Genomic DNA, 16,917 nt, shown 5'->3' on the forward strand with positions numbered 1-16,917 from the left:
TTTTCCCGTCGCTGAGCGCCCTTCGATACGGGCGCAGGGCGCCCTCTCAGGAACCGCTGCGCGAGACGACGACCCTGCTCCCGGTCGTTGAGCGAGCGAAGCGAGACGAAACGCGCGTTGCCCCCACCACCGCTGCGGCCCGCGCCGGAGCCGCTGGACTACCGTAGGAACGTTGCGCGCACGAGGGGAGACGGTGTGGTCACGGGTCCGTTGAAGGGGCAGGTCGACAAGGTCTGGGACGCCTTCTGGTCGGGTGGCATCGCCAACCCCGTCGAGGTCATCGAGCAGATCACCTACCTGCTCTTCATCAAGCGCCTGGACGAGCTTCACACCAAGGAGGAGCAGAAGGCGGCGCGGTTCGGCGACCCGATCGAGAACCCCGTGTTCCCCGAGGGCTACGACAGCGACCTCCCGGGTCGGCGGCCGTATCGCGACCTGCGCTGGAGCGTGTTCACCAACTACTCCCCCAGCGAGATGTTCGAGGTCGTGTCGGAGCACGTCTTCCCGTGGCTGCGGCGGCTCGGTGCCGAGGGTTCGAGCTATGCGCGCAACATGCGCGACGCGCGCTTCACGATCCCGACGCCGGCGCTGCTGACGAAGGTCGTCGACCTCCTCGCCGAGATCCCGATGGAGGATCGCGACACCAAGGGCGACATCTACGAGTACATGCTGATGAAGCTGTCGACGAGCGGCACGAACGGTCAGTTCCGCACCGCCCGTCACATCATCAAGCTGATGGTCGAGCTGCAGCAGCCGCGTCCCGACGACCGCATCATCGATCCCGCCGTGGGCACGGCGGGCTTCCTGGTCGCCGCCGAGGAGTACCTGCGCGGGCACCATCCCGAGATCTGGACGGATGCCGCCACCCGCGCCCACTTCAACGGCCCGATGTTCACCGGCTTCGATTCGGATGCCGCGATGGCCCGCATCGCGAGCATGAACATGCTGCTGCACGGGGTCGAGAACCCGACGATCGAGCGGGCCGACTCCCTCTCGGAAGGTCACCCGGGTCTCGACGAGTACACGCTGGTGCTCGCCAATCCTCCGTTCGCCGGTTCGCTCGACGATGAGACCGTGTCGAAGGATCTGCAGAAGGTCGTCAAGACCCGCAAGACCGAGCTGCTCTTCCTCGTGCTTATGATCCGGATGCTGCGCAACGGCGGCCGCGCCGCGGTCATCGTTCCCGAGGGCGTGCTGTTCGGGTCGTCGAACGCCCACAAGGCGGTGCGCAAGATGCTCGTGGACGACCACAAGCTCGACGCCGTCATCAAGCTGCCGTCGGGAACGTTCAAGCCCTACACCGGGGTCTCTACCGCCGTCCTGCTGTTCACGAAGACGTCGTCGGGCGGCACCGATCACGTCTGGTTCTACGACGTGCGCGCAGACGGCATGACCCTCGACGACAAGCGCACCCCGATCGAGGCGAACGACCTCCCCGACGTCCTCACGCGCTGGCGTTCCCTGTCGTCGACGCCGGTCGTCGAGCGAGCGCAGCGAGACGAAACGCCCGCCGATGCCCCGGTCGTTGAGCGAGCGGAGCGAGACGAAACGCCCGCCACCGGAGCAGAGCACGGATCCGAGTGGGACCGCCCGCGCACCGCGCAGTCGTTCATGGTCCCGCTTCAGGAGATCGTCGACAACGGCTACGACCTGAGCCTCAACCGGTACAAGGAGATCGAGCTCGAGGAGATCGAGCACCGTTGCCCGACCGAGATCCTCGACGAGCTCGATGCCCTCGAGCTCGAGATCCAGGACGGCCTGAAGCGTCTGCGGGAGATGCTCACGTGACCTGGGAGACGGTGCCGCTCCGCGACGTTGTCAGCTCGGTTGCGACGGGGTTCGCTTCGCGGGACGACTTGGAACAGGGAGTGTTCCAGATCCGGATGAACAACCTAACTTCGGATAGCCGCTGGGACTGGTCTAAGCGGCGAAGGGTCGCTCCCAACCCTCGACAGCTGAAGTCATCCTCGGTCGCGGCCGGCGACGTGATCTTGAATGCGACGAACAGTCCCGAACTCGTAGGCAAGTCAGGCGTAATGCCGGCGCTGGACGAGCCAGCCGTAATCAGCAACCACTTTCTGCGTCTGCGTACCCGTCGGGAGAAGCTCGATGCTGCGTATCTTCAGCATTGGCTTTTGCAGCAATTCCTCGCCGGTGTCTTCCGAGCGAGGGCGAAAGCCTGGATCAACCAGGCGACACTCGACCGCGAGGTCCTGATGCGGATGGAGCTGCCGCTCCCGTCCCTCTCCGAGCAGCGCCGCATCGCCGCGATCCTCGACCAAGCAGATGCGCTGCGCCGTGCTCGCCGAACAGCTTCCGCGACCGTGTCGGCGCTCCGAGCTTCGCATTTCCTGGAGAAATTCGGCAGCGAACAGGAGACCGACCGCACTATCACTGATGTTCTCGCTTGCGAACCCAACGCGATCCGCACCGGCCCGTTCGGGAGCGACCTTCTCCATAGTGAGTTTCTGAACGAGGGCATCCCCGTTCTGGGGATCGACAACGTCGTCCAGAACAGATTCGAGTGGGCACGACCGCGTTTCATCAGCGAGGAGAAGTATGACTCGTTGCGCCGCTACACCGTGCGCTCAGGAGATGTCCTCATCTCGATCATGGGCACGGTTGGACGGTGCGCCGTCGTCCCAGACTATATCGGGACCGCGATAAACACCAAGCACCTGTGTTGCATCACACTCGACCACACACTATGCCTGCCGGAGTACCTGCACGATTACTTCCTGCATCATCCGACTGCGCGCCAGTATCTGCAGCGCACGTCAAAGGGCGCGATCATGGATGGCCTGAACATGGGGATCGTCAAGAAGCTGCCGCTGGTTCTTCCCTCGATCGAGCGGCAGAAGGCGTATCTGTCGGAGACCGCCGCCATAAGCACTATGGAGGCACGGCTCGCAAGCCTCGACCTAGACGCCCTCTTCGCCTCCCTCCAGCACCGCGCGTTCCGCGGGGAACTGTGACGCGGGCGGCCGCCACTCACCCCGTGGCGGCCGCCCGACCGTCCTCAGTACCCCACGGCAGCGAGCGCGAACTGGATCTCGGCGTCGGTGAAGCCCTCGTACGCCATCTGGTCGTACAGGCCCTGGCGCGAGAACGACGAGAACTCGAGGTAGCTGGCCGCCTTCTCGGCCGCTTCGGCGTTCCAGTCAGCGCCGGCGTTGTCGGCGCCGAACGTCGCCTCCTCGGTCGAGTAGCCCTCGTACTCGAGCTGATCGATCAGGCCGGTGCGCGAGAAGCCGGAGAAGCGCAGGTAGGACTGCGCCTTGCCGATCGCGTTCTGCTGCGCCAGCGTGTACACCGGCTTCGGCGCCTCCGCGGTTACGAAGACCTCGGTTCCGGCATCCGCCTTGCGACCCTCGCTCAGCGTCTGCGTCAGCACCAGCCAGTCATCGCCGGTGCCCGCCGGCACCGCGAGCACGAAGCCGGCGGCCTCCAGCGCGGCGCGGGCGTCGGCCACGGTCGCGCCCACCAGACCGGGGACCTCCTCGCGGTCATCCACCGGCTCCGGCTCGGCAGCCGGAGCCGCTTCCTCCGCTTCTTCGACGGCGGCCGGCCTGTCGGCGGACGCGTCGGCGCCGACTCCACGCCCACCGTTCACCGCGGTGACGATGACGCTCAGCAGCACCAGCGCACCGAACGCGATGAGCACCCACTGCCACCACTTCAGCGCGGCGAGCCCCCGCTTGCCGGTCGCCACCGCGGCGCCACCGGCGGATGCAGCGCCCCCGGCCGCTGCTCCCACGGGTGCGGCCATGACCGGGCCGTTCCCGCCCTCGGCCGCCGCCCCGGGATTGGACACTGCCGTGTGTTCGGTCCACCGGGCGCCGTCCCAGAAGCGCCGCACCGTGGCGTCGCCGGGGTCGGGATACCAGCCACGCGGCGGGAGCTGCGGCTGTGCGGCACTGTCTGCATTGATGTTGTTGTCGGACATGACGAACCTTCTGGTCGTTCGAGGCGCAGACCCCCAGGTGCGCGCCACCGGCCGACGGCCAGTAGATCAGGACACACCAGACCTCCGACATCGCGGCGTTCGCGGCGTCCGACCGCCTCGCAAGTTCGCTGCCCGCACACTTCGCGCGTTGCGATCGCGCACCACAGCGAAGCCGCATCCGCACGACGCCCTACCTGAGGTCAACCAACCCCGGTCACACCGCAACCAGCTCGCTTCACATCCGCAGCGCGATCTGATCTCGCCGCCTCGTCGGCGACTTCGTGGCCGGCCGCCACTTCACCGCCGCATCCCACCAGTACGGGCCCTTCACATAGGGAACCCCGTCGACCATGCGCACTTGCCATCCGCCGGTGTCGAGGGTGCGGTGGTGGAACCAGCACAACAAGACCCCGTTGTCGGTGTGGGTCGGCCCGCCGCGGGAATGCTCCTCGACGTGATGGATCTCGCACCACTGCGGGGGCACCTGACAGCCGGGGACGAGGCATCCGCCGTCCCGAACGGTGATCGCGCGGCGCTGGTGATGGTTGAAAACGCGGTCGAGGGTGACGAGTGAGACGATCCTGCCGTTCTCGTCGAGCACCACCCGTTGCACGGCACCCGCGCACGCGATGTGGCGGGCTGCGGCGATCGAGATCGGCTCGTCGTCTCCCGGGAGGTATGCGTACCCGCGGCCGGTCGCGAGATCCTCTTCGCGCACTGAGACCACCAGCGTCGGCGCGGCACCGCCGAGCATCGGCAGCTCGCCGGACGCGGCCGCGGCACTCAGCAGCACGGCCAGCGCATCGTGCTGCTTCTGCGCGTGGGAACGCGAATCGGCCGCCGCCGGAGACGGCTCGCTGGGGTCGCTGTCGACGTCGGTCTCGGTGAAGCAGGGGCCGATCACGGGCGCCCCGTCGCCACGAGGGTTCAGCACGCTGTCGAACCCGAGCTGCAGCTGCGCGGCGACTTCGGGCATGAGATTGCCCCGCACCGGCACCAGCCCGTCTCGGTCGCGACGGCCCACGGTGAACCCGCGCTTGCGCAGCGCCCGAGCCTCGACCGGCTCGGCGCCATCGGGATCCAGGTAGGCGGCCCACACCTGCGCCAGCGCCCGGAGTTCGTCGGCCGTCGCCGGGCCGGCACCGTCCGGCGCCCCGCCGCGCGCAGCCGCCGCGAGCTCTTGGTCGGCAGCAAGCAGTTCAGCCCGCCCGACACCACCACGACGGAACGCCGACGCCACCGCCACGACCGCGTCGACTCCCGCCTCTCCCACCGCGAGGGCGTTGCGCATGCCCGGGAAGTGCGGCGGAAGCTGTTCGCCCGTCGAGGGCGCGGTACTCCGCTGCACCGCCACCGCGGCGGTGAGGACGTCGGCGGCCCTACGACCTGACACCCGCGTCGCCCGCTGCACCAGTTCATTCAGGTTGCGGCACCCGTACCGGGTCGTCACGCGGTCGGGGTGCGGCCGCGGATCGTCGCGGTCTCGGAGCTGGGCGACGGCCTCGATCATGATCGCCTCGGCACCGCGCTGGATCCGGCCCGCGGTGGCCAGCACCGACAGCAGATCCGCGTCGTCGCAGAGATCCAGCCCGTCGTCCGCGAACGCCGCCATCACCACACTCTCGAGCGCATCGCCGAGGTCGGCGAGCGCGGCGGCGAGGTCCTTCATGCATCCATTCTGGCGAGGGGTTCCGACGTCGAGATGACCAGATCAGCCAATCTTTTCGACCTGTGGACAACGTCCTTCAGAGGCTGAATCCACCACCCTGGGGAGGAGGGGCGGCTGATGTCCGCCGCCGGCCCTACGGTGCCCCCATGACAGACAACGGACCCCTGGTCGAAGGCGAACCCGCCCTCCTCATCCTCGAAGCAATCGACACGGTGATCGCCAACAGCGAGGAGCAAGATGGCATGCTCCGCTTCGAGGGACTCATCGGCGGCGATTCGGGAGCCGCGCTCATTCATGCCCTCGGCAGAGTCACCGCCGAGCTGGCCGCGGACGACATGAGGAGCTTCCTGCGCGGCGGCGCCCGCAACAAACGCACCGAAGAGCAACGCAGCGGCGATGCGCTCATCCTCCTCATGGAGCGGATCTCGGCGGCTTTGGACTGCGAGTTGGCATCGAGGTCGGCCCTGCGGACATGATCAGGGCGACCGACATGTGGCGCCCGCGGCGAGCACCGCCTCCCGGCATCGGAACCCTTCGCTAGCATGGCGCCAAGGCAGGGGCCGAGCCTGCCGCCGGGAGCGTTCGTGGGCAACTTCGACTTCGTCCGGGATCGCTGGCCGAAAGTCTGGGAGCCCGCATCCCGCGCCGAGTCGTACCTGCGCAGCGATCCTCGCGCCGCCGCCTACTACACGCGACTCGCGGGTGAGATGTTCACCGACTGGATCTACCAGGCCGAGTCGCTCTCGCGGCCGTACGAGACCTCGTTCGCCAACCTCACCGCGCAGTCCGGATTCAAGAGTGCGGTGGGTCAGAACGTCAGCGGCAGCCTGCGCATCGTCCGCACCGTCGGAAACGACGCCGTGCATAAGGACGAGCCGATGCCGATCGCGCGCGCTCGCAGTTCACTCGAGCAGCTTCACACGATCTGCCGCTGGCTCGACCACTGCTACGGCGACCCCGACGGCATCGACGCCCCGCGGTTCGATTTCGCGAAGGTCCCCCCGGCGCCGGCCGCGGTCATCCAGCGGACCCGAGCGGAGCTGGAGCGCATCCAGAGCGAGGCCGACGAAGCGCGCCGGGCGCTCGCCGAAGAGCAGGAGCGCAACGCCGCGCTGCAGGCCGAACTCGACACGCTGCACGCGGCTGCGACGGCGGCCAAAGCAGCGAACGAGGCCGTCAACGCCGAGCTCGGCATCCCGGATCCGACTCTCGCCACGGAGGCGGAGACACGGCGTGACCTCATCGACCTCCACCTGAACGAGGCAGGCTGGAGCCTCGCCGACCCGCGCGACCGCGAATGGGCGGTGAGCGGCATCCCGAGCCCCTCCGGCACCGGCAAGGTCGACTACGTGCTGTGGGGCGACGACGGCAAGCCGCTCGCCGTGGTCGAGGCCAAGCGCACGACGAAGAGCGCCAAGGAGGGCCGGCTGCAGGCGGAGATCTACGCCGACGCCCTCGAGCGCGACTACGGCCAGCGGCCGCTGATCTACTACACCAACGGCTTCGAGATCTGGCTGTGGGACGACCGGCGCTATCCGCCCCGCGAGGTGGCGGGGTACATGACGAAGGACCAGCTCGCTCTCGCGATCCAGCGGCGCAGCTCGCTCAAGCCCCTCGCGACGGCGACGATCGACCGCACCATCGTCGAACGGCCGTATCAGCTCCGGGCGATCCGGGCAGTCACCGAGGCGTTCGAGCAGAAGCGCCGGCGGGCTCTTCTCGTCATGGCCACCGGCACCGGCAAGACGCGCACCGTCATCGCCCTCGTCGATGTGCTGCAGCGATCGAACTGGGTCAAGCGGGTGCTGTTCCTCGCCGATCGAACGGCCCTCGTGAACCAGGCCGTGGGTGCGTTCAAGACCCACCTGCCCGACAGCGCCCCGGTCAACCTCGTCACCGACCGGGCGAGCGAAGGCCGCGTCTTCGTGTCGACGTACCAGACCGTCATGGGGCTCATCGACGCCGGCGAAGACGACCTGCGCCGCTTCGGCCCCGGCTACTTCGACCTGATCGTCGTCGACGAGGCCCATCGCTCGATCTACAACCGATACGGCGAGATCTTCGACTACTTCGATGCACTGGTGGTCGGCCTCACCGCGACGCCGCGCGCCGACGTCGATCACAACACGTACCGTCTGTTCGAGCTCGACGACGGCGTCCCCACCGACGCGTTCGAACTCGACGACGCCATCGAGGGCGGCTATCTCGTGCCGCCGGTCGCCCGGCCGATCGATCTCGGCTTCATGAAGCGCGGCATCCGCTACGCCGAGCTGAGCGAGGCCGAGCGCGAACGCTGGGACGAACTCGAGTGGCAGGACGGCGAGATCCCCGACGCCATCGATGCCGCCGCCATGAACCGCTGGCTCTTCAACACCGACACCGTCGATAAGGTGCTCGAAGTGCTCGTCTCGGAAGGTCGACAGGTCGGCGGCGGGGATGTGCTCGGCAAGACGATCATCTTCGCCAAGAACCAGCGGCACGCCGAGTTCATCGAGTCGCGGTTCGACGCCAACTTCCCCGAGAAGAGCGGCGCCTTCGCCCGCGTCATCACGTACGCCGCGGGCCCCTACGCCCAAACCCTGATCGACGCGTTCTCGACACCGGCCGGCACCCCGCAGATCGCCATCTCGGTCGACATGCTCGACACGGGGATCGACATCCCCGACGTCGTCAACCTCGTCTTCTTCAAGCCGGTGAACTCGCACACGAAGTTCTGGCAGATGGTGGGCAGGGGCACGCGCCTGCGCCCCGACCTCTACGGGCCTGGCGACGACAAGCGCGACTTCGTCATCTTCGATGTGTGCGGCAACATCGACTTCTTCAACGAGGAGCTGCCCGAGGCATCCGCTTCTCGCTCCCTCTCACTCTCGGAACGCACGTTTCTGCTCCGCGCGCGGCTGCTCGCGGAGCTCGCCGGCACGGATGATCCGGATGCCGCGACCCTGCGCGCGTCGATCGCCGGACGCCTGCACGGGGTCGTGGCCGGAATGAACCGCGACAACTTCCTGGTGCGCAAGCGCCTGCGCGCCGTGGAGCGGTTCGCGAGCGCGGAAGCATGGGCGGGATTCGACGCGGCCGACGTGGATGCCGCGACCGAACTCGCCGGATTGCCGTCAGCGGCAGAACAGGACACCGACGAAGCCGCCAAGCGATTCGACGCGCTCGTGCTCGACGCGCAGATCGCGGCCGCCGCCGGCGAACCGGTCCCGGCTGCGACCGTCTCACGCATCGTCGGGATCGCCCACGCGCTCGCGGACCAGCGCGGCATCCCCGCGGTCGCGGCGCAGGCCGCACTGCTGGACGCGATCGTCGACCCCGCGTGGTGGGAAGACGTGGACGTCGTCGCACTCGAGCGGGTGCGCACGAGGCTGCGCGACCTGGTGCGGCTGATCGGTCGTGAGTCGCAGGCCGTCGTCTACACCGACTTCGAAGACACGCTGGACGCCGTCCGTGACGTCGAACTCAGCCGCGTCGTGCCCGGCCTCAATCGCCGCGCGTTCCGCGAGAAGCTGTTCGGCTTTCTCGACGGCCGATCGGACGTCGCGCTGCACAAGCTGCGGACCGGTCGTCCGCTGACGCAGGTCGACCTGGATCAGCTCCACGAGGCGCTGACGTCGGCGGGCGGTGTCGACGCCGCACAGCTGCACGACGCGGCGGCCGGTGCGGGCGGACTCGGCCGGCTCGTACGGTCGATCGTGGGAATGGAGCGCTCCGCCATCGAGGAGTCCCTCGCGGACTTCGTGTCGGCGCCGGGCTTCACGCATCGCCAGCACGCCTTCGTCGATCTGGTCGTGCAGCAGCTCACCATCGCCGGATACCTCGATCCGCGGCGTCTCTACGAGGACCCCTTCGACGGCGTCGCTCCCGAGGGCCCGGACGAGATCTTCAGCGACGCGCAGATCACCGATCTCATCGCGCGGATCCGCCGGTTCGACGACAGCGCCGACCCTGTGGCCGGGAACGCCACGGCCTGACGCGCTCCCCGCCCGCGCACTCCGTGGACGGGCCCGCACCGAGGCGTTACTGTCGCGATGTCGTCGTCATCCACGGAACGAGGCGCCGCCCACATGTCCAGCAGTACCGCCGCAGCCGCGTTGCCCACGCCCCGCCGGGTGCAGGGGACGTACTACACGCTCATGCTCGGCAACACGCTGGCCGCGTCGTTCATCTGGGGCGTCAACACGCTGTTCCTGCTCGATGCCGGGCTCTCGAACCTCGAGGCGTTCGCGGCCAACGCGTTCTTCAGCGCGGGAATGCTCATCTTCGAGATCCCGACCGGCGTGGTGGCCGACACCCTCGGCCGCCGGGCGTCGTACCTGCTGGGCACGGTGACGCTCGCCGTCACCACGGTGCTGTACTGGCTGCTCTGGGTGTGGGAGTCACCCTTCTGGGCGTGGGCCGTGGTGTCGGTGCTGCTCGGCCTCGGCTTCACGTTCTTCTCCGGAGCGGTCGATGCGTGGCTGGTGGACGCACTGAAGGCGACCGGATACGAAGGCAGCCTCGAGACGGTCTTCGGCCGTGCCCAGATCGTCGGCGGCATCGCGATGCTCTCGGGCTCGGTGCTCGGCGGGGTCATCGCGCAGGCCACCGACCTGGGCGTGCCCTTCCTGGTGCGCGGGGCGATCCTCGTGCTGATGTTCGTCGTCGCCGCGCTGCTCATGCGCGACCTGGGATTCCAGCCCGATCGCAGCGAGCGCACGCTGCGCGCGACGCGCACCGTCCTGCGCGCCTCGCTCCGCTACGGACTCGGCGACCCTCCGGTGCGCTGGCTCATGCTCACGAGCCCCTTCACCGCGGGCGTGGCGTTCTACGTGTTCTACGCGCTGCAGCCGTATCTGCTCGAGCTGTGGGGCGACGAAGAGGCCTATACGATCGCCGGACTCGCAGCCGCGCTGCTGTCGGGCGCGTCGATCCTCGGCGGCGCGCTCGCGCCCTGGGTGCGCCGGCTGTTCCGACGCCGGACGTCGGTGATCCTGCTGGCCACCGTGGCGAGCGCGCTGGTGCTCCTCGGCCTCGGGCTGGTGCGCAACTTCTGGGTCGCCATCGTGCTGGTGACGGTCTGGGGCATCGCGTCGGCGCTCGACGACCCCGTGCACCGCGCCTACCTGAACGACATGATCCCCTCGAAGCAGCGCGCCACGGTGCTCTCGTTCGACTCCCTGATGGGCTCGGCCGGCGGAGTGGTCGTCCAGCCCGTGCTCGGGCGAGTCGCGGATGTCGGCGGCTACGGCGCGTCGCTGATCTGGAGCGGCGCGATCTCGGCGGTCGCCGTGCCCTTCGTGCTCCTGAGCCGCCGGGAACGCCCGCCCGCCGACACCGCCCGCGAGGTCACCGAGCCCGCAGAGGCCTGACGCGACCCGGGCCGGGCGAGGCCGTCAGAGCCGTTCGATGATGGTGGCGTTGGCCATGCCGCCGCCCTCGCACATGGTCTGAAGGCCGTAGCGCCCGCCCGTCGCCTCGAGGTACGTCACCAGCGTCCCGAGCAGCCGTGTTCCCGACGCACCCACCGCGTGGCCCAGCGCGATCGCACCGCCCCACGGATTGAGCTTGGCCGGGTCGGCGCCGAGCTCCCGCTGCCACGCGAGGGGCACCGACGCGAACGCCTCGTTGACCTCGTACGCGTCGAGGTCGTCGATCGACAGGCCGCTGCGCTCGAGGATCCGCCGCGTCGCGGGGATCGGCCCGGTCAGCATCATCATCGGGTCGTCGCCCACCACCGCGAACGAGTGGAAGCGCGCCCGAGGCGTCAAGCCCAGCTCGGCCGCCTTCTCCTCGCTCATGATGAGAGCAGCGGATGCCGCATCCGTGAGCGGCGACGAATTCCCCGCGGTGATGCGCCAGTCGAGGTGAGGGAAGCGCTCGGCGAGCGCGTCGGTGCGGAACGCCGGCTTCAGCCCCGCCAGCGACTCCAACGTGGTGCCGGCGCGGACCGTCTCGTCGAAGGCGACCGCGTCGGAGTCGGCCGCCAGCACCGGAAGCACCTGCGCGTCGAACGCGCCGCGGGCCCAGGCATCCGCCGCCCGCCGGTGCGATTCCGCCGAGAACGCGTCGAGCTCCTCCCGGCTGAACCCCCACTTGTCGGCGATCAGCTCGGCCGACACCCCCTGGTTCACGAGCCTGTCGGGGTAGCGATGCGCGACGCCGCGCGACACCGAGCCACCATGGGCCGACGACCCGAGCGGCACACGGCTCATCGACTCGACGCCCGCCGCGATGACGATGTCGTAGGCGCCCGCGATCACGCCCTGGGCCGCGAAGTGCGCGGCCTGCTGACTCGAGCCGCACTGCCGGTCGATCGTGACGGCGGGGACGGTCTCGTCGAAGCCGGCGGCGAGCACCGCCTGCCGCGCGATGTTGAGCGACTGGTCGCCGACCTGGCTGACGCAGCCCATGAGCACGTCGTCGACCTGCCGCGACTCGAGGCCGCTGCGCTCGAGCAGGGCGCCGAGCACTCCGGCCGCGAGGTCGACGGGGTGCACCGCGCTCAGCGCTCCCCCGGGCTTGCCCCGCCCCGAGGGGGTGCGGACGACGTCGACGATGACGGCTTCAGGCATGGCGGACCTCCTCGTTCGAGCCTACGGCGATGACGGATGCCGCGGCCCCCGGCATCCGCTCGCCCTTCGCCGGCGGGATCGCGCGCCGCGCGTCGGCGCCACACGGTCGGAGATCCGCAGCGTGTCGGTGGTCCTGGCCCTCGCCGCTCCGACATCCTGCGGATCTCCGACCTCGTGGTCAGACCCAGCGAGCCGACCGCTGCGTCCGCGACGACGACTGCGACCCCAGGCCGCCCCGGTCCGCGCCACAACGTCGGAGATCTGCACAGGGTCGGAGGCTTCCGCACTGGGGATCCGACGTTGTGCGGATCTCCGACCTCGTGGTCAGGCCCAGCGCGGACCCCCCTCGGCTGCGACCCCAGGCTCAGGGCGCCTCACCCCCGCCACAACGTCGGAGATCGGCACCGGGTCGGCGATTCCCACCCACAACGGCCCGAGGTTCCGCAGATCTCCGACCTCGTGGCGACGCGCAGCGAGTGCCCGGCAACCTCCAGGCGGGAGCTCCGCGTAGCGGCGAACCAGGCCTGTCCGACGGAACGGCGTCAGGCCGCGCCGTCCTGAGCCGCCGCGACGACCGCTCCGCGCGGTCAGTTCAGTTCGCCGCGGACGGGACCGGCGCCACGCCGAGCACGATCTCGACGAGGCGCGCCAGGCGCTCGGCGGCGACCGCATCGCGGACGTCGAGCAGCGGCGCCTGGTCGGCCACGACACCGAGGCCGGCGTGCACGAGCACCGCCGCCTCCTTGCCGCTGAGCTCGGGGCGCACCGATTGCAGCAGCGCGACCCAGTCGGCGACGTGCGCGCGCTGCAGCGCCCGCAGCCGGCGCTGCTCGTCGGGGGCGAGGTTCGCGATCTCGGAGAAGTAGACGCGGGTGAGAGACAGGTGCGCGAACGTGTGCGCGACATAGGCCCGCACCAGGCGGGCGAGCACGACCGCCGGCTCGTCCGACGACTCGCGCGCCCGCAGCGCTGCGCGCTCGAGCGACACCGCGGCGCGGTCGCAAGCCGCGAGCAGCAGCGTCGACTTGCCGTCGAAGTGGCGATACACCCCGGACGGCGTGAGATCGACCTCGACCGCGATGTCCTCGATCGTCACCTCGTTGTACCCTCGGGCCGCGAAGAGCCGGATCGCCGCATCGATGAGCTGCCCGCGCCGCCCCGGCGGGGTGTCGTCGCCGGCGCCGGCGGGCGCGACAGCCGCGGGCGGGGCCGCGGCATCCGTCTCCCCCACCTGCGCGGGTCCCGGAAGCGAGCCGTCGAGCGCCCGCCAGGCCGCATCTGCCAGCAGCGCGCGCAGAGCCCGCGCGCCGACGGCGGTGCGATGCGCCGAGATGCTGGCGATTGCGCTCAGCGCCCCGAGCACGAGCAGGCGGCGGTCGGTCTCGTCTACGTCGGGGCGGTACACCGCGTGCGCGACCTCGAACCGGTGCCGCAGGGTGCGGAACTCCGATGTCAGCAGTTCCCGGTCGTCGCGCTCGAGGTAGCGCCCCTCCCACCGGTAGATGCCGCCGGTCGCGCGCAGCTCGATCGTCGTGGCGATCACCGCGTCGACCATAGCCTCGAGCGCCGCCCTCGCCTCGCCCGCCGAGTCCAGCGGCAGCGCGGCGGCACCGTCGGTGCTCTCGATGAGGCGATGCGCCAGGGCGAAAGCCGTGCGCACGAAGAGCGCGTACTTGTTCGGGAAGTGGCGATACAGCGCAGGTGCCGAGATGCCGACGGCGGCGGCGATGTCCTGCATGCCGACGGCGTGGTAGCCGTGCTGTGCGAACGCCAGGGCGGCGGCCTCCTCGATGCGGCGCTTGCGGTCGCGCGGCCTCGTGCGGGGGGCGGAAGCGGGCACGGCGACGGGCATGGCCACAGCGTACTCGCGCGTCAGGCCAGCGGGACGGCACGCGACTGCGCGTTCACTTCGCCGCCGTCACGCCAGCGAATCCCGGACGCCGGCCCGGCGACGCCTGAGCAGCGGATGTCTCGCCCCGGCGAAAGTCGGGAATCCCACGGACGTCGGCCCGCTCCACGACAGAGGGCCGATTCCCACCGGATCTCCGATTCCGGCGAGGGCCGGCGTGCCACAGGGGTGCGCCCGCCCGACAGCTCAGCCGCGCGAGTCGGGCGTGCCGTAGGTGCTGCGCTGCTCGATGACGGCGAGGGTGCACCGCGAGATGCACACGAGCTTGCCGATGTCGTCCATGATGCGCACCTCCCACACGTGCGCCCGGCGCCCGGTGCTGATCGGAGTGGCTGTCGCCGTCACCCAGCCCGACGAGATCGGCCGGAGGTGGTTGGCGTTGATCTCCATGCCGACCACGTGGAAGCGGTCACGGTCGACCGCCAGATAGCCCGCCCACGAGGCGAGCGTCTCGGCGAGCGCCACCGAGGCGCCGCCGTGCAGCACGCCCGCGGGCTGCACGGTGCGGTGGTCCACCGGCATCCGTCCCACCAGCGCGTCGTCGCGCAGCTCGACGATCTCGATGCCGAGGTTCTCGATGAGCGTCCCCGACGCCATCGCCGGCAGGTCGATGCCCGCGACGTCGCCGAACCACAGGCTCACGGCGTCACCCCGCGGCTTCCTCTTCGCGCTCGGCGGCGGCCAGGGTGGCGGCATCCGCCACGTACCCCTCGATGTGCCGCTCGTCGGGGCCGTTGTACTCCGACAGCGGGCGGATGAGCGCGTTCGACGCCAGCTGCTCCATGATGTGCGCGGTCCAGCCCGTCACCCGGGCGGCGACGAACAGCGGCGTGAACGTCAGCGTGTCGAAGCCGATGAGGTTGTAGGCCGGGCCCGACGGGTAGTCGAGGTTCGGGTAGATGCCCTTGCGGCTGACGAACTCCGACTCGAGCGCGTCGTACAGTGCGGCGACGTCGGGGCGGTCGTAGTGCTCGACGAGCGTGTCGAGCGCCGCCTTCATCGTCGGCACGCGCGAGTCGCCGCGCTTGTACACGCGGTGGCCGAAGCCCATGATCTTGCGCTTCTCGGCGAGCGCCTCATCGAGCCACGGCCCGACGTTCTCGGCCGTGCCGATCTCGTCGAAGATGTGCAGCACGGCCTCGTTGGCGCCGCCGTGCAGCGGGCCCTTGAGTGCGCCGATGGCGCCGACGACGGCGGAGTACAGGTCGCTCAGCGTCGAGGCGATGACCCGGCCGGTGAAGGTCGAGGCGTTGAACGAGTGCTCGGCGTAGAGGATCATCGAGCGGTTGAACGCGTCGACGACCACGTCATCGGCCTCCTCGCCGAACGTCATCCACAGGAAGTTCGCCGCGTAGTCGAGGTCGTCACGCGGCGCGACGGGCTGCTGCCCGCGGCGGCGGCGCTGGCCGTAGGCGACGATCGCCGGCAGGACGGCGAAGAGACGGATGCTGCGCGCCAGGTTCTCTTCGGCGCTCCCGCTCGCGTCGAGCACCGAGCCGGTGCCGGCGAGGTCGCGGGCGCCGATCAGGCTGACCGCGGTGCGCACCTCGTCCATCGGGTGCGCGTCGACCGGGACGAGGTCGATCGCGGCACGCACATCGGCGGGCAGGTGGCGGTACTGGCGCTCGGTGGCGCGCAGCTGCGCGAGCTGCACGTCGGTGGGCAGCTCGCCGTGCCACAGCAGGTACGCGACGGACTCGAACGGCTGTGTCGCCGCGAGCTCCTGCACCGGATAGCCGCGGTACAGCAGCGAGTTCGTCTCGGGGTTGACCTTCGAGACGGCCGTGTAGTCCACGACGACGCCGGCGAGGCCCTTCTTGATGTCGGGTTCACTCATGGCTGCGGCTCTCCTTCGAGGTGATGCATGTCCCACTTTCGGTCGTTCCGAGGCGCCGGAGCGACGGTTTCTGGGACATGCAGAGTGGAAATGGGGACATGGTCAGCGCTGGACCTGGAAGTTGAAGACGCTGGTGTCGAAGTGGTTGTACTGCTCGTAGTCGATGAGGTCGTAGAGGTCGGCGCGGTGCTGCATCTCGCCGAGCTTCGAGGTGAGGTGTCCGTCTTCGATGAGCGTATCGAGGGCGCGGGATGCCGCACCCATCGCGATGCGCAGCAGCGACACCGGCCAGATCACGATGTTGACGCCGACGTCGCGCAGCTGGTCCACCGAGAACAGCTCCGACTTGCCGAACTCGGTCATGTTGGCGAGGATCGGCACGTCCACGGCGGCCCGCATCGCGGCGAACTCGTCGAGCGTGCGCATGGCTTCGGGGAAGATGGCGTCGGCCCCGGCGTCGACGAGGGCCTTCGCGCGGTCGGTTGCGGCCTCCAACCCCTCCACGGCGCGGATGTCGGTGCGCGCCATGATGAGGAAGTTCGGGTCGCGCCGCGCATCGGCGGCCGCGCGGATGCGCTTGACCGCGGTGTCCTCGTCGACGACGGCCTTGCCGTCGAGGTGGCCGCACCGCTTCGGGTTGATCTGGTCCTCGATATGGGTTCCGGCAAGGCCCGCGTCCTCGAGGGTCTGGATCGTGCGGGCGACGTTCATGGGCTCGCCGAAGCCGGTGTCGGCGTCGATGATCGCCGGCAGGTCGGTCATGCGGGCGATCTGCGCGCCGCGGCCGGCGACCTCGGTGAGGGTCGTGAGGCCGATGTCGGGCAGGCCGAGGTCGGCGGAGAGCACGGCTCCCGAGATGTAGACGCCCTCGAAGCCCTTGCGCTCGATGAGCCGGGCCGACAGCGGGTTGAAGGCCCCGGGAAAGCGCAGCAGCTCCCCCGACGCGAGGCGCTCGCGGAACAGCCGCCGCTTCTCGTGCGCCGGCACCTGGCTGTACAGCAT

At 69.6% G+C, this 16,917-nt stretch carries 12 protein-coding genes; 5 read left to right on the forward strand and 7 right to left on the reverse strand.

Going from position 1 to position 16,917, the window contains the following annotated elements; genetic code table 11:
* The first annotated feature begins 195 nt into the window (after nt 1-195).
* Nucleotides 196-1,788, forward strand: a complete 1,593-nt coding sequence (locus R8Z57_RS04885) for a class I SAM-dependent DNA methyltransferase (protein ID WP_318352617.1) — start codon at nt 196-198, stop codon at nt 1,786-1,788.
* The gene (locus tag R8Z57_RS04890; protein ID WP_318352618.1) at nt 1,785-2,975 is read left to right on the forward strand and encodes a restriction endonuclease subunit S; all 1,191 of its coding nucleotides are present in this window, start codon (nt 1,785-1,787) and stop codon (nt 2,973-2,975) included. Before R8Z57_RS04885 ends, R8Z57_RS04890 begins: the two co-directional genes overlap by 4 nt.
* A gap of 44 nt (nt 2,976-3,019) precedes the next feature.
* Here R8Z57_RS04890 and R8Z57_RS04895 read toward each other — a convergent pair whose 3' ends face one another.
* Both R8Z57_RS04895 and R8Z57_RS04900 read right to left on the reverse strand, forming a co-directional pair.
* Nucleotides 3,020-3,946 carry an Ltp family lipoprotein gene (locus tag R8Z57_RS04895; protein ID WP_318352619.1) on the reverse strand — a complete coding sequence of 309 codons (927 nt, stop codon included), beginning with the start codon at nt 3,944-3,946 and terminating at the stop codon, nt 3,020-3,022.
* Between the two features lie 235 nt (nt 3,947-4,181).
* On the reverse strand, nt 4,182-5,615 hold the full coding sequence (locus R8Z57_RS04900) for an HNH endonuclease signature motif containing protein (RefSeq protein ID WP_318352620.1): 1,434 nt from the start codon (nt 5,613-5,615) through the stop codon (nt 4,182-4,184).
* A gap of 146 nt (nt 5,616-5,761) precedes the next feature.
* On the opposite strand from R8Z57_RS04900, the gene R8Z57_RS04905 reads away from it, so the two are divergent.
* From R8Z57_RS04905 to R8Z57_RS04915, 3 genes are all read left to right on the forward strand, one after another.
* Nucleotides 5,762-6,091 (forward strand): DUF222 domain-containing protein, encoded by a 330-nt coding sequence (locus R8Z57_RS04905; protein WP_318352621.1) that lies wholly within the window; start codon nt 5,762-5,764, stop codon nt 6,089-6,091.
* A gap of 66 nt (nt 6,092-6,157) precedes the next feature.
* Complete coding sequence (locus R8Z57_RS04910) at nt 6,158-9,589, forward strand: DEAD/DEAH box helicase family protein (RefSeq protein WP_318352622.1); 3,432 nt, start codon at nt 6,158-6,160, stop codon at nt 9,587-9,589.
* 93 nt (nt 9,590-9,682) lie between these two features.
* Nucleotides 9,683-10,966 carry an MFS transporter gene (locus R8Z57_RS04915; protein ID WP_318352623.1) on the forward strand — a complete coding sequence of 428 codons (1,284 nt, stop codon included), beginning with the start codon at nt 9,683-9,685 and terminating at the stop codon, nt 10,964-10,966.
* A 24-nt stretch (nt 10,967-10,990) separates the two neighbouring features.
* On the opposite strand, the gene R8Z57_RS04920 is transcribed toward R8Z57_RS04915, so the two are convergent.
* From R8Z57_RS04920 to prpB, 5 genes are all read right to left on the reverse strand, one after another.
* Complete coding sequence (locus R8Z57_RS04920; RefSeq protein ID WP_318352624.1) at nt 10,991-12,169, reverse strand: thiolase family protein; 1,179 nt, start codon at nt 12,167-12,169, stop codon at nt 10,991-10,993.
* 592 nt (nt 12,170-12,761) lie between these two features.
* A complete protein-coding gene (locus R8Z57_RS04925) occupies nt 12,762-14,021 on the reverse strand; it encodes a TetR/AcrR family transcriptional regulator (RefSeq protein ID WP_318352625.1) in 1,260 nt (419 codons plus the stop codon).
* A 243-nt stretch (nt 14,022-14,264) separates the two neighbouring features.
* Nucleotides 14,265-14,720 (reverse strand): hotdog fold thioesterase, encoded by a 456-nt coding sequence (locus R8Z57_RS04930; RefSeq protein ID WP_318352626.1) that lies wholly within the window; start codon nt 14,718-14,720, stop codon nt 14,265-14,267.
* A gap of 4 nt (nt 14,721-14,724) precedes the next feature.
* The gene (locus R8Z57_RS04935) at nt 14,725-15,915 is read right to left on the reverse strand and encodes a bifunctional 2-methylcitrate synthase/citrate synthase (protein WP_318352627.1); all 1,191 of its coding nucleotides are present in this window, start codon (nt 15,913-15,915) and stop codon (nt 14,725-14,727) included.
* A 102-nt stretch (nt 15,916-16,017) separates the two neighbouring features.
* Nucleotides 16,018-16,917: a methylisocitrate lyase gene (gene prpB / locus R8Z57_RS04940; protein WP_318352628.1), complete on the reverse strand. Its 900-nt coding sequence runs from the start codon at nt 16,915-16,917 to the stop codon at nt 16,018-16,020.

Source organism: Microbacterium sp. M3 (assembly GCF_033548675.1).
In the GTDB taxonomy this organism is placed as follows: domain Bacteria; phylum Actinomycetota; class Actinomycetes; order Actinomycetales; family Microbacteriaceae; genus Microbacterium; species Microbacterium arthrosphaerae.

Excerpts from the sequence above, each read along its gene's own strand:
- R8Z57_RS04915 (WP_318352623.1), top strand. The coding sequence starts at position 9,683 with ATGTCCAGCAGTACCGCCGCAGCCGCGTTGCCCACGCCCCGCCGGGTG.
- R8Z57_RS04900 (WP_318352620.1), bottom strand. The coding sequence starts at position 5,615 with ATGAAGGACCTCGCCGCCGCGCTCGCCGACCTCGGCGATGCGCTCGAG.
- R8Z57_RS04925 (WP_318352625.1), bottom strand. The coding sequence starts at position 14,021 with ATGCCCGTCGCCGTGCCCGCTTCCGCCCCCCGCACGAGGCCGCGCGAC.
- prpB (WP_318352628.1), bottom strand. The coding sequence starts at position 16,917 with ATGCTGTACAGCCAGGTGCCGGCGCACGAGAAGCGGCGGCTGTTCCGC.
- R8Z57_RS04920 (WP_318352624.1), bottom strand. The coding sequence starts at position 12,169 with ATGCCTGAAGCCGTCATCGTCGACGTCGTCCGCACCCCCTCGGGGCGG.
- R8Z57_RS04935 (WP_318352627.1), bottom strand. The coding sequence starts at position 15,915 with ATGAGTGAACCCGACATCAAGAAGGGCCTCGCCGGCGTCGTCGTGGAC.
- R8Z57_RS04895 (WP_318352619.1), bottom strand. The coding sequence starts at position 3,946 with ATGTCCGACAACAACATCAATGCAGACAGTGCCGCACAGCCGCAGCTC.
- R8Z57_RS04905 (WP_318352621.1), top strand. The coding sequence starts at position 5,762 with ATGACAGACAACGGACCCCTGGTCGAAGGCGAACCCGCCCTCCTCATC.
- R8Z57_RS04910 (WP_318352622.1), top strand. The coding sequence starts at position 6,158 with ATGGCGCCAAGGCAGGGGCCGAGCCTGCCGCCGGGAGCGTTCGTGGGC.